The sequence below is a fragment of the Bradyrhizobium aeschynomenes genome (genome assembly GCF_013178945.1).
GTDB lineage: Bacteria > Pseudomonadota > Alphaproteobacteria > Rhizobiales > Xanthobacteraceae > Bradyrhizobium > Bradyrhizobium aeschynomenes.
In genome coordinates this window covers 539,884-552,621 of the sequence record NZ_JABFDM010000002.1, presented here as the reverse complement: position 1 = coordinate 552,621, position 12,738 = coordinate 539,884, and the positions used below count along the sequence as shown (strand labels likewise).

The window sequence follows — 12,738 nt, the reverse complement described above, 5'->3', positions numbered from 1 at the left end:
CTAGTTCTCCTCGGCATCCCCCTTCGGCCTCGCGCCGCCGAAGATCGCCTGCCCCTCCGCGCTGAGATAGGGCTTCAGCGTTTCCCAGGGCACGAAGGCGACATAGTCGCCCTCCGCGTAGGCGCCGACGGCGTAGGGCGGATAGTGGAAGGTGAGGCCAGAGCTCTTGCCGGCCAGCGTCGAGGGCGCGAGCGTGACGGCGCCAATGCCGAGCAGCTTCGGCGCGATGCTCTTCAACCACCACTCGTCAGTGTCGCCGGCGTCGCGCGCCTTCTTCTCTGCTCGCAGCGAGGCGATGATCGCCTTGCTCATCGCGGTCATGGTCGGACCGTTGTCGGCGGTCTCGTTGAAGAACGGGCGGATCGAGATGCGCTTGGCGGCAGCCTTGTCCCAGAGGATGGTGTCGACGTCTCTGTTGGGATGGGCGGCGTGGGTGTCCATGTAGTCGTTGCGCAGCACGCTGACATAGCGGTCGGCGACGATCGAGCGCACCGAATAATCGCGGCCGTAGGAGTAGGGGCCGTCGCGGAACAGCGCCTTATCCTCCTTGTAGTCCTTGGCGGCGTCCGCAGCCTGCTTGTCCATCCACTTGCGGCCTTCGGCGAGGCAATTCGCGGCGAGCGCCGGATCGGCCTTGATGTCGGCACTCAGCGTGACGCTGGCCTCGGCGGCCTTGGTCTTGATCGACGCATCGGGCTTGGCCTCGGCGGCGATCGCCGGCGAGAGGGTGAGCAGGCCGAACAGGGCGGCGACAAGCAGTTTGGTAGAAGACATGAGGCTTGTGATCCGGGTCTGGTTGTCTGTGCGTGCACGTACAGCAAAGGTTCGATCGTGCCCAGATCGAACGCGCGGCGATTGATTACAGCGCGTCAATAGCTCGACGCTGTCAGGAATGAACGCAAGACAATGCCGGGATTCCGGGTTCAAGGCCTTCGGCCTTGCCCCGGAATGACGGTGGGGTGTGGCGCGGTCGGACTATTCCGCCGCCTCGCTGTGGCCGAGCCGCGCGTTGAGCTTGTGGATCAGCTCCTCGGCGGCGTCGGCGATCACGGTGCCCGGCGGGAAGATCGCCTCGGCGCCGGCCTTGTAGAGCGCATCGTAATCCTGCGGCGGCACCACGCCGCCGACGATGATCATGATGTCCTCGCGGCCCTGCTTCTTAAGCGCGGCCTTCAGCTCCGGCACCGCGGTGAGATGCGCGGCCGCCAGCGACGACACGCCGAGAATGTGGACGTCGTTCTCGACCGCCTGCCGCGCAGCTTCGTCCGCGGTGGCGAACAGCGGCCCGATGTCGACGTCGAAGCCGATGTCGGCAAACGCCGAGGCGATCACCTTCTGGCCGCGGTCGTGGCCGTCCTGGCCGATCTTGGCGACCAGGATGCGGGGACGGCGGCCCTCGGCCTCCTCGAACGCCTCGATCAGCGCCTGCAGCTTCTCGGCCTTGCCGGACATGGCGGCGATCTCCCGCTTGTAGACGCCGGTGATGGACTTGATCTCGGCGCGATGGCGGCCGAACACCTTCTCCAGCGCGTCGGAGATCTCGCCGACGGTCGCCTTGGCGCGCGCCGCGTCGATCGCCAGCGCCAGCAGATTGCCGTTGCCGTCGCCGGCCGAGCGCGTCAGCGCGGCCAAGGCGGCATCGACCTCGGCCTGCTTACGGTCGGACTTCAGCCGCGACAGCTTGTCGATCTGCAGCCGGCGCACGGTGGAATTGTCGACCTTGAGCACGTCGAGCGGCGGCTCGTCGGTCGGCTTGTACTTGTTGACGCCGATCACCGACTGCCGGCCGGTGTCGATGCGAGCCTGGGTCTTGGCCGAGGCCTCCTCGATACGCAGCTTCGGCACGCCGGCCTCGATCGCCTTGGCCATGCCACCGAGCTCCTCGATCTCCTGGATATGGCCCCAGGCCTTGGCGGCGAGGTCGCGGGTGAGGCGCTCGACGTAGTACGAGCCGCCCCAGGGATCGATGATCCGGGTGGTGCCGCTCTCCTGCTGCAGGAACAATTGCGTGTTGCGGGCGATGCGCGCCGAGAAATCGGTTGGCAGCGCGAGCGCCTCGTCGAGCGCGTTGGTGTGCAGCGACTGCGTATGGCCTTGCGTCGCCGCCATCGCCTCCACGGCCGTACGAACCACGTTGTTGTAGACATCCTGCGCGGTCAGCGACCAGCCGGAGGTCTGGCTGTGCGTGCGCAAGGACAGCGAGCGCGGGTCCTTCGGATTGAATGGCTTCAGCAGCTTCGCCCACAGCAGCCGCGCGGCGCGCAGCTTGGCGACCTCCATGAAGAAGTTCATGCCGATCGCCCAGAAGAACGACAGCCGCGGCGCGAAGCGGTCGACATCGAGGCCCGCGGCGATGCCGGCGCGTAAGTATTCGACGCCGTCGGCCAAGGTGTAGGCGAGCTCGAGGTCCTGCGTCGCGCCGGCCTCCTGCATGTGATAGCCGGAGATCGAGATGGAATTGAACTTCGGCATCCGCTGCGAGGTGAAGGCGAAGATGTCGGAGATGATCCGCATCGAGGGCGATGGCGGATAGATGTAGGTGTTGCGCACCATGAACTCTTTCAGAATGTCGTTCTGAATGGTGCCCGACAGCTTCTCCGGCGGCACGCCTTGCTCTTCCGCCGCAACGACGAACAAAGCGAGGATCGGCAGCACCGCGCCGTTCATGGTCATCGACACGCTCATCTGGTCGAGCGGGATACCGGCGAACAAGGTGCGCATGTCGTAGATCGAATCGATCGCCACGCCGGCCATGCCGACATCGCCGCCGACGCGCGGATGATCGGAATCATAGCCGCGATGAGTGGCGAGATCGAACGCGACGGAGAGGCCCTTCTGTCCCGCGGCGAGGTTGCGCCGATAGAACGCGTTGGAATCCTCCGCCGTGGAGAAGCCGGCATATTGCCGGACGGTCCAGGGCTGATTGACATACATCGTCGGGTAGGGACCGCGCATGAACGGCGCAATGCCCGGCCAAGTGTCGAGGAAGTCGATGCCGGCGAGATCGGCCTCGCCATATGTCGGCTTCACCGGGATGCCCTCCGGCGTCAGCCACGGCTCGGCGGCGCCTGCGGGCGTGGGAGCGGCAACCGGTTCGAATGCGATGGTGCTGAAATCAGGAATGCGGCTCATGGCCTCGTGTCCTCATCGCGTTAGTCATGATCCGGATGCTGATGGCTGACGATGGTTGCCATCTTGTCCGGTCCGTAATTCTGCTGCGTGGTCTGGCTCGGAAGATTGGCGATCGCGACCACCCAGCCGAGCCGGGATTCCGAGCCGAACTGCCGCGTCGGCACGACGCGGTCGGGCCGGTCGAAGGTGCCGGTCATGATCTCGATCCGCGGCCCGTCGATGGCGCCGAAGCCGAGCGGCGTGCCGCAGGCGGCGCAGAAATAGCGGTCGGCGATCGAGGAGGAACGGAACGTTCCCGGCGTGCCGCGCGTCCAGACGAAGTTCTCGCGATTGACGTCGGCGAAGGAGGCGAACGGCGCGCCCGACGCCTTCTGGCACATCCGGCAATGGCAGATGCTGACGCGCGTCGGCGCCGACATCAGCGCGTAGCGGATCGCGCCGCATTGGCAGCCGCCGGTGAGGACGGGTTTGCTGGCCTCGGTCATGCTCACTCCAGATGCGTATAGGCGTCTTCGAGCGTCTTCAGCGCGTCGCCGCCGGCGAACACGAAGCTGCCGATCCCGGCCTCGCGCAAGGCTGCTTCCTGCTCGCCGCCGCGGCCTGCGAGATAGATATGGCGCGCGCCGGCCGCTTGCAGGGCCCGGGCCGCGGGAACCGCGGCGTCGGCATAGACCTTGTCCGAGGAGCACAGGCAGACGATGCCGGCGCCGGAGGCGCGATAGGCCTCGGCGAGCGCGGCCGGATCGGAGCTGCCCTGGCCATCGACCGCAGCGATGCCGCCGGCTTCGAAGAAGCTGCGGGCGAAGGTCGCGCGTGCTGTGAAGTCGGCGGCGGTGCCGAGATTGGCGAGGAACACGGAAGGACGCTGGCCCTTGCTCTCGAGCAGGCTGTCGGAACGATCGCGCAGCCGCTCGAACGCGTCGGCAAGACGGATCGGCGTCAGCGGCGCGAAGCGGAGCGCGGCCGTGGGCGCCGGCGGCGGGGTCAACGGCGCCACCGGCTCGACAGCCACTTCGGCCTCGTTGAGATTTGGAAACTCACTCGCGCCGGTGAGCACGTCGCGGCGCTTGGCAATGTTGGCATCGCGCGCCTGCTTCACCGCCGTGACCTTGGTCTGGATCAGCCCGGCCTGCAGCGCCGCAACGACGCCGCCGGCCTTCTCGATCTCCTGGAATAGCGCCCAGGCGGTGCTGCAAAGCTCGGTCGTCAGCGCCTCGATGCCGCCGGCGCCGGCGGCGGGATCGGCGACGCGAGCGAGATTGCTTTCCTCCAACAGCACCAGTTGCGTGTTGCGCGCGACGCGGCGCGCAAAGGCATCGGGCAGGCCCAGCGCCGCGGTGTGTGGAAGGACCGTGACTGCGTTGGCGCCGCCGAGGCCGGCCGCAAAGGTCGCGATGGTGGCACGCAGCATGTTCACATAGGGATCGCGCCGGGTCAGCATGCGCCACGCCGTCTCGCCGGAGATGAAGAGCGGCCTCGGCTGCAGACCGCAGGCCTGCTCGATGCGCGCCCACAGCCGGCGCAGGCTGCGGAATTTCGCCAAAGTGAGGAACTGATCGGTGTCGGCCGCGAGCCGCGCGTAGATCATGTCGCGCGCGGTCTCCAGCGCCATGCCGCCGGCTTCGAGCGCACGCAGGTAGGCGATGCCGGAGGCGAGCACGAAGGCGAGCTCCTGCGCTTCCGATCCGCCGGCATCGTGCACGACCCGGCCGTCGGCGGCCAGGAACGGGCCTTTGAAGCCGGCGTCGTGCAGCTGCTTGACGAGCGAGCCCGAGTTGCCGCCGAGCGTCGATGCATCATGGGCGCTGGCGCCGCGGCTGGCCGCATCGCCGATCGGGTCGAGGCCGAAGCGGATGTCGCAGGCCTCGGGCTTGAAGCCGCGCTGCTTGACGTAGTCGGCGAGAGACGCGGCGGGCGCGGACGATTCACCAAGCTGCAATTCGATGGCAATCGCAGCGTCGAGATGCACGCTGTCGAGCGCGCGGGCGAGCGCGTCGGCCGAGGCCGCTAGGCCGAAGCCATGCGCCGCATTCGATCCGGCGAACACCAGCGTCAGCCCGGTAGCGCCGTTTTCGAGGTCGACCAGCGCCTGCGCATTGGCCTTCGCGGCGTCCGGATGATCGACGCGCTGCATGATCTGCCAGGATGCGGCCGGCGCGCGGCCGGCCACGAGCGCAGCATCCTTGGCGCGCGGGTAGAGCGGCTGGATCTTGAGCCCGTCATAGGTCTTGCCGACCAGCTTCTCGAAGGCGGCGCCCTTCAGCACGCCATCGACCAGCTTGCGCCAGTCCGCTTCGCTGGCCGGCGCGAAGTCGGCGGCCAGGCGCAGATTGTCGGTGTCGGTCGTCATGCGGCTCGCATCTCCCGGGCGTCTGTTATCGCGATTATTGTGGCGCAAAATGCCACGTCGGGAACGCGAAGCCAAACGGTTGTTTGGCCGGGAATGTCAGCTATTCGGCTGAGGGGAGCGGCCGGATTCCGTCGCGCGAAACCGCGCGCAACGCCTCGTCGACCCGGCGGCCGGAGATCCGGCGATCCCCGGCGATCTCCGCCAGCGGCACCAGCACGAAGCCGCGTTCGAACAAGCGCGGATGTGGCAGGGTCAGATCGGGGGTGTCGAGGCTCACATCGTCATAGGCGAGGAGATCGAGATCGAGCGTGCGCGGACCCCAGCGCGTCTCCTGCGCCCGGTTGCGGCCGAACATCCGCTCGACCTCGTGCAGGGTGGCGAGCAGCGCGCGCGGCGCAACAGCGGTGTCGATCGCAATGCAGGCATTGATGAAAGGCGGCTGCTGCTCCTCGCCCCAGGGCGGGGTGATGTAGTCGGAGGAGCGCACCACGAGCGTGGCCTGCGCGCGCCGCACGATCTCGGGAATGGCATGCTGAAATGTCGACCTGACGTCGCCGACATTGCCGCCGAGAGCGATCAGCGCGCTGGCCATCGCCATCACGGATGCCGCGAGCGCGTCAGCACCACGCCGACATCCTCGAAGATCGCGGCGATCGGCGCATGCGGCTTGTGCACGGTGACTTTGACGGCGCGGATGCGGGCGAAGGTCGAGAGGATCGCGTCGGCGACCGCGCCGGCGGCGCGTTCGAGCAGGCGGTAGTTGACGTCCTTGAAGGCCGCCGTCGCCGTCTCGACCACGTCGGAGTAGGACACGGTGTCCGCGAGCCGGTCGCTGCGCGAGGAGTCGGACAGATCTGTATAGAGTTCGAGATCGATGACGAAGCGCTGGCCGACCTCGCTCTCATGCTCCATGACGCCGTGACGGGCGTGAATGAGGACGCCTTTGATGAAAATGGTATCGGTCATCTCTGTGCCTCGATTGCCGCTGCCACGCGCACCGCCTGAACCGTCTCGGCGACGTCATGCGCCCGGATGATCGCCGTCCCTCGCTGAGCCGCGATCAGATGCGCCGCGATCGATCCGCCGAGCCGCTCCTGCGGCTCCGACGCCACCACGGTGCTGATGAAACGCTTGCGCGAGGCGCCGACCAAGAGCGGCAGCCCGAAGCACGCGAATGCGTCGAGCCGTGCCAGCGCCGTCATGCTCTGCTCGGCGGTCTTGCCGAAGCCGATGCCGGGGTCGAGCACGATGTTGCCGGCGGGAATGCCGGCCTTCGCGGCGATGCCGAGCGAGCGTTCGAAGAAGCCGAGCATGTCGGCGATGATGTCGATCTCCGGGTCGACCTCGGTCCGGTTGTGCATCACGACGACCGGCGCACCATGGGCGGCAACGGTCTCCGCCATCGCCGGGTCGCGCTGCAGACCCCAGACATCGTTCGCAACGGCCGCGCCCTGTTCCAAAGCGTGGGCCACAACTTGAGATTTCATGCTGTCGATCGACACGGGCACACCGAGTGCGACGATGGCGGGGAGAACGGGCCGCAGGCGCGCCAGTTCCTCCTCGGCCGTCACCGGCTGCGCACCCTTGTAGGGGCGGGTGGATTCGGCGCCGATGTCGATGATGTCAGCGCCCGCCGCAATCATGCTCTTGGCCTGCGCGATGGCGCGTTCCGGCGCATCGAAGCGGCCGCCGTCGGAGAAGGAATCCGGCGTGACGTTCAAGATTCCCATCACAGCCGGAAACGGACGCGCCAGCCACGCCCGCAGCAGCGGGTGGCTCGACGTGAGGTCCGAGGCGGAGTGCGGCGAATTGGCGCTCATGCGCGCCGCTTTGCGCGGTTGCCACGAGCGAGTCAAGATGCCGCGCCGCACAAGCGGCGCGCAGTCCATGACAGGCCGGTCAGTAGCTGATCTTGGGCTCCAGCCGGCGCGCCTTTTCGATGAGCTGGCCGACCGACTTCTCCGACGGCAGGATGCGGACCAGCTGACGGCGCGTGTTCACTTCCTTGATGTTCTGTGCCAGCCGGGCGGGATTGCGATGGGCCAGCTCACGGACCGTGGGAACGCCCGCCGCCCGGACCAGGCAAACCTTGGCCTTGCCCATGCCGGGGATGCGCATGTAGTCGGCGACGTTGGCCCATTCGAGCAATTGCTGCTCGCTGATGCCGGTCTTGGCGGCGAGCATCTTGCGTCCCTTGACGGTGCGCGCAGCTTCGAGAAATGCGTCGGTGGTCCGGATGCCCAAAGCTTTCAGCTTGGAGGCATAGAAGGTCGTCATGCCTTCCAGTTCGGAGATCGAATATGTCATGATACTCGGCGCGCGAAGGTGCTTCAGGCGAACTGGTTCAGGCCTCGCGTGCCCAACCGCATCGTGCCCATCCGGTCTGTTCCGATTTGGTCGTTGCCGAAGTCGGAAAGTTCAAGGGCAGGCCATTGATCGGTCGCGGCTGGCGGACCACCCAACTGCTATCGCGGCGCGTTGTTGCAAAGGACGTCGGAAAGGAAATGTCTGGGCTCGTCAGCCAAATCTCTTCAGCCACAGCGATATCGATGCCGGCCATTCTGGCCAGCGGCTCAATCAGCTTGTTCATGTGAACCCCGTCGTCATCCGGTCCCCCAAGACCGGACGTCCTCGCTGATTTCATCTTGATCGGACGATCCGTGAATTACAAGCGACGAGCGCGCTTGGTGCGCGAATCGATTCGCGATCGATGATGAACTGTTGCAGCCATGCAAGACCAGATGTTGAATCTACGGATGAAACCTGCGCATCGCGCAGCACCAATGGTATGGACGATGCGCAAGTTGCGAAGAGATGAGGCACCCTGACGCTGGTTCCAGCCTGCGAAACTAAAGTATGTTACCGCACGAATGTTTCTTCACGACGTGCGATGCGCAACACTCATTCTCGAAAGACGGATCAACATGGCACCATCCGGAAAATCCCTGGCTGATACCGGCGACAAGATCCTCGTAGGTGCCGGCGAGCAGCCGGCCTGGTTGACGCTTGCGCTTGCCAACCGCCATGGCCTCGTGACCGGAGCAACCGGCACCGGCAAGACGGTGTCGCTGCAGGTAATGGCCGAAGGCTTCGCCCGCGCCGGTGTTCCGGTCTTCGCCTCCGACATCAAGGGAGATCTTTCCGGCATCTCGCAGACCGGCGAAGCCAAGGACTTCATTCTCAAGCGCGCGAGCGAGCTCGGACTTACCTATCAGCCTGATCAGTTCTCGACGGTATTTTGGGATGTGTTCGGCGAGCAGGGCCATCCCGTGCGCGCCACCGTCACCGAGATGGGGCCGCTGCTGCTGGCGCGGATGCTGGACTTGAACGACGTCCAGGAAGGTGTCCTCAACGTGGCCTTCCGCGTCGCCGACGAGAACGGCCTCGCGCTGATCGACATGAAGGATCTGCGCGCGCTGCTCGACGCGATCATTCCGGAAGCGGGCAAGAAGGGCACGGATGCGGCAGAAGATCCGTTGGCCCCGATCCGCAAGGCGGCGCAGTCGTTTGGCAACGTCACCCGCGCGACCGTCGGCACAATCCAGCGTCAGTTGCTCGTGCTCGAGAACCAGGGCGGCACGAAATTCTTCGGCGAGCCGGCGCTTTCGCTGACGGACTTCATGAAGACCGACCGCGACGGTCGCGGCATGATCAACATCCTCGTCGCCGACAAGCTGCTGCAGAACCCCAGGCTTTATGCGACCTTCCTGCTGTGGATGCTGTCCGAGCTGTTCGAGGAACTGCCGGAGGTGGGCGATCTCGCCAAGCCGAAGCTCGTGTTCTTCTTCGACGAGGCCCATCTGTTGTTCAACGATGCGCCGAAGGCGCTGATGGACAAGATCGAACAGGTAGTGCGGCTGATCCGCTCCAAGGGTGTCGGCGTCTATTTCGTCACGCAGAACCCGCTCGACGTCCCCGATCGCGTGCTCGGGCAATTGGGCAATCGCGTGCAGCATGCGTTGCGCGCGTTCACGCCGCGCGATCAGAAGGCCGTCGCGGCCGCCGCCGACACGTTCCGTCCCAACCCGAAGCTCGACACCGCCAAGGTGATCACCGAACTCGGCAAGGGCGAGGCGCTGGTGTCGTTCCTCGAAGGCAACGGCACGCCGTCGATGGTGGAGCGCGTCCTGATCCGGCCGCCGTCGGCGCGCATCGGGCCGGTGACGCCGGAGGAGCGCAAGGCCATCATCGCAGCGAGCCCGGTCAAGGGCAAATACGACACCGAGATTGATGCCGAATCCGCCTATGAGCTGCTGCAGAAGCGGATCGTCGGAAAGGCGGTGACCACCGAGAGCGCGTCCGGCGGCGTGCTGGGTACGATCGGCAATCTCGCAGCGTCGATCTTCGGCACCAACGTCAAGCGCGGCCAGCTCTCGACCACCCAGGTGATCGCCCGCAATGTCGCGCGCACCGTCACCGACAAGGTCGTCGGCGGCATTGCCGCCGATCTCGGCAAGCAGGTCGGCGGCTCCCTCGGCAGCTCGATCGGCCGGACCTTGGTGCGCGGCGCACTCGGAGGATTGCTGCGGCGTTGATGCCTGCCACCATCGAGGGCCGGCGCGATGCCGTCGCGCATGACGCTGGCCCGTTCCTCGCAACGGAGCTACAAGCGGTCGACAGCTTCACTTGCTTGAGGGAACTCGTGGCCATGGCCAACGCGCAGCTTCAATCCGTTCTCGATCACATCGATGCCGATTTCGACAACAGCCTGGACCGGCTGTTTCAGCTGATCCGCATCAAGTCGATCTCGGCCGATCCGGCGTTCGCGGAGGATTGCAAGGCGGCGGCGAACCATCTCGCCAAGGATCTCGCAACGCTCGGGTTCGCGACCGAGGTGCGGCCGACCGCCGGCCATCCGGCCGTGGTCGGCAAGAGCAACGGCCATGGCGCGGCCAAGCCGCACGTGCTGTTCTATGGCCATTACGACGTGCAGCCGGTCGATCCGCTCGACCTGTGGCACCGTCCGCCCTTCGAGCCCGTCGTCGCCGACCATGCCGATGGCCGCAAGATCATCGTGGCGCGCGGCGCCGAGGACGACAAGGGCCAGTTGATGACCTTCGTCGAGGCCTGCCGCGCCTGGAAGAAGGTGACGGGTTCGCTGCCGCTCGACATCACCGTGCTGATCGAGGGCGAGGAGGAGGTCGGCTCGAAGAACTTCGTGCCGTTCCTGGAAGAGAACAAGGACGAGTTCAAGGCCGACTTCGCATTGGTCTGCGACACCGGCATGTGGGATCCGAACACGCCGGCGATCACGACCTCGCTGCGCGGTCTCCTCTATGAAGAAGTGAAGATCAAGGCGGCCAATCGCGACCTGCATTCGGGCGTGTTCGGCGGCGGCGCGCGCAATCCGATCCGGGTGCTGACCGAGGTGCTCGGCGGCCTGTTCGATGCCGACGGTCGCATCACCATTCCGGGCTTCTATGACGGCGTGAAGGACGTGCCGCCGGAAGTCCTGGAGCAGTGGAAGAAGCTGAACCTCACGCCGGAGAGTTTTTTGAAGCCGATCGGTCTTTCGATTCCGGCCGGCGAGAAGGACCGCCTGCTGATCGAGCAGATCTCGTCGCGGCCGACCTGCGACATCAACGGCATCTGGGGCGGCTATATCGGCGAAGGCTCCAAGACGGTGATCCCGTCGCTGGCCCATGCGAAGGTCTCGTTCCGCCTCGTCGAGGGACAGGACCCGTTGAAGATCCGCAAGGCCTTCCGCGACTACGTCTCGGCGCGCATTCCCGGCGACTGCTCGGTGGAATTCGGGGATCACTCGGCCGGTGCTGCGATCGCGCTCGACTGGACCATGAAGCCGCTCGCGGCCGCCAAGCAGGCGCTGACCGATGAGTGGGGCAGGGAGACCATCCTGATGGGCTCGGGCGCCTCGATCCCGATCGTCACCGACTTCAAGAAGACGCTTGGTCTGGACTCGCTCCTGGTCGGCTTCGGCCTCGACGACGACAACATCCATTCGCCGAACGAGAAGTACGACCTCAAGAGCTACCACAAGGGCATCCGCTCCTGGGCCCGCATCCTCGCAGCGCTCGCGGAGATGCCGCGGTAGCCATGGAACCCGGCGGCCGCGTCTCCCAAATGCGGCCGCTGCGACAACGAGTTCGTCCGCCGCTGACGATGTTGTGAGCGATGGCGCTGCGACAGAGAAGCTCCTTCCGGTCCGATCGGGGTACCATGCAACCCTGATCGGCAGGAAAGGGGTCATGGTCGAAACCGAGATCTTTGGCAAGCGATTGAAGGCGGGTCTGCGGCTCGAACAAGCGCCCACGCTCGTCACAAGGGCGTTCGCCGACAGCGCGCTGGCGGCCGCAGAATGCCGGTCGGACAATCCGCAGAAGGGCCTGTCCACTCCGCTGCCGCCGGACGATGCCTACATGGTCAGCGTGAAGTTTCGCGACTATCCGGATTGCGAATGTTGGGAGAACGGGCGAGCCGTGGCCAAGAAGGACATCTTCGCCGGCGGCACCTATCTTTACGACATGAAGCGCGCGCCCTGTTACGTCATCGACAAGCCGTTTCATTCGATCTTCTATCGTCTGTCACGCGAGGTCATCGACGTCACGGCCCGCGAGATGTTCATGGCATCCGTCGGCGAACTGTCCTACGAGCCGGCGGTGGGCGTCGACGACCCGATCATGCGGCATCTCAGCCATGCGATGAGCGAGGCGTTGGGACGACCTGAAGAGGCCAACCGGCTGTTTGTCGATCACCTGTCGATGACGATCGCTGCCCATGTGGTGCGAACATATGGCGGCTGCGGCGAACCGGCGCCGCTGTTGCCGGGCGGGCTTGCCGCCTGGCAGGTGCGCCGTGCCTGCGACCTGATCGAGGCCAGGATCTCCGGCAACATCCTGCTCCAGGACATCGCTTCGGAGTTCGACCTGTCGCCGAGCTACTTCGCGCGCGCCTTCAAGAAGTCGGTCGGTGTGGCTCCGCATCAATGGCTGTTGCAGCGCCGGGTCGCGCGGGCCCGCGATCTGCTTTTGCAGGGCGAACTCACTCTGGGAATGATCGCGCTCGAGGTCGGCTTCGCTGACCAGAGCCACTTCACCCGGACTTTCACGAAGCTGGTCGGGACCAGTCCGGACCGCTGGCGCCGGACGAAGGAGGGAGCGACGAACAGACGCGCCCCGGCGCAGGACAATCACTGACCGTCAGGCCGGTTTTCGACAATTCGCGCCGGTCCGAAGCAAGAGCACCAGCGGCGTCCAAGCAACAATACCGTCGTCGCGCCCGATGTCGGGCGCCCCGCT

12 protein-coding genes are annotated in these 12,738 nt (G+C 65.8%); 3 read left to right on the top strand and 9 right to left on the bottom strand.

The window, feature by feature from the left end; translation table 11 throughout:
- The 9 genes from HL666_RS07205 to HL666_RS07165 all read right to left on the bottom strand — a co-directional run bounded on the left by HL666_RS07205 (window position 1) and on the right by HL666_RS07165 (window position 8,072).
- The gene (locus HL666_RS07205) at window positions 1-774 is read right to left on the bottom strand and encodes an RsiV family protein (RefSeq protein ID WP_172112112.1); all 774 of its coding nucleotides are present in this window, start codon (window positions 772-774) and stop codon (window positions 1-3) included.
- 201 nt (window positions 775-975) lie between these two features.
- Window positions 976-3,132: a methylmalonyl-CoA mutase gene (gene scpA, locus HL666_RS07200; RefSeq protein ID WP_172180605.1), complete on the bottom strand. Its 2,157-nt coding sequence runs from the start codon at window positions 3,130-3,132 to the stop codon at window positions 976-978.
- Between the two features lie 20 nt (window positions 3,133-3,152).
- On the bottom strand, window positions 3,153-3,617 hold the full coding sequence (locus tag HL666_RS07195) for a GFA family protein (protein ID WP_172112114.1): 465 nt from the start codon (window positions 3,615-3,617) through the stop codon (window positions 3,153-3,155).
- A 2-nt stretch (window positions 3,618-3,619) separates the two neighbouring features.
- Window positions 3,620-5,482, bottom strand: a complete 1,863-nt coding sequence (locus HL666_RS07190; RefSeq protein WP_172180603.1) for a methylmalonyl-CoA mutase subunit beta — start codon at window positions 5,480-5,482, stop codon at window positions 3,620-3,622.
- A gap of 100 nt (window positions 5,483-5,582) precedes the next feature.
- On the bottom strand, window positions 5,583-6,074 hold the full coding sequence (gene folK, locus HL666_RS07185; protein ID WP_172180967.1) for a 2-amino-4-hydroxy-6-hydroxymethyldihydropteridine diphosphokinase: 492 nt from the start codon (window positions 6,072-6,074) through the stop codon (window positions 5,583-5,585).
- 5 nt (window positions 6,075-6,079) lie between these two features.
- On the bottom strand, window positions 6,080-6,448 hold the full coding sequence (gene folB, locus HL666_RS07180; protein ID WP_009028138.1) for a dihydroneopterin aldolase: 369 nt from the start codon (window positions 6,446-6,448) through the stop codon (window positions 6,080-6,082).
- On the bottom strand, window positions 6,445-7,302 hold the full coding sequence (folP, locus tag HL666_RS07175) for a dihydropteroate synthase (RefSeq protein WP_172180601.1): 858 nt from the start codon (window positions 7,300-7,302) through the stop codon (window positions 6,445-6,447). The genes folB and folP overlap by 4 nt, the downstream gene beginning before the upstream one ends.
- A 79-nt stretch (window positions 7,303-7,381) precedes the next feature.
- Complete coding sequence (locus HL666_RS07170; protein ID WP_172112118.1) at window positions 7,382-7,789, bottom strand: DUF4332 domain-containing protein; 408 nt, start codon at window positions 7,787-7,789, stop codon at window positions 7,382-7,384.
- Between the two features lie 37 nt (window positions 7,790-7,826).
- Complete coding sequence (locus HL666_RS07165) at window positions 7,827-8,072, bottom strand: hypothetical protein (protein ID WP_172112119.1); 246 nt, start codon at window positions 8,070-8,072, stop codon at window positions 7,827-7,829.
- A gap of 334 nt (window positions 8,073-8,406) precedes the next feature.
- Between HL666_RS07165 and HL666_RS07160 the strand changes: the two genes are divergently transcribed.
- The 3 genes from HL666_RS07160 to HL666_RS07150 all read left to right on the top strand — a co-directional run bounded on the left by HL666_RS07160 (window position 8,407) and on the right by HL666_RS07150 (window position 12,636).
- Window positions 8,407-10,017, top strand: coding sequence for a helicase HerA-like domain-containing protein (locus HL666_RS07160; RefSeq protein ID WP_172112120.1), 1,611 nt, complete (start codon window positions 8,407-8,409; stop codon window positions 10,015-10,017).
- Between the two features lie 113 nt (window positions 10,018-10,130).
- Window positions 10,131-11,534, top strand: a complete 1,404-nt coding sequence (locus tag HL666_RS07155) for a M20/M25/M40 family metallo-hydrolase (protein ID WP_172180599.1) — start codon at window positions 10,131-10,133, stop codon at window positions 11,532-11,534.
- Between the two features lie 154 nt (window positions 11,535-11,688).
- Window positions 11,689-12,636 carry a helix-turn-helix transcriptional regulator gene (locus tag HL666_RS07150; protein WP_246739211.1) on the top strand — a complete coding sequence of 316 codons (948 nt, stop codon included), beginning with the start codon at window positions 11,689-11,691 and terminating at the stop codon, window positions 12,634-12,636.
- Window positions 12,637-12,738 lie beyond the last annotated feature (102 nt).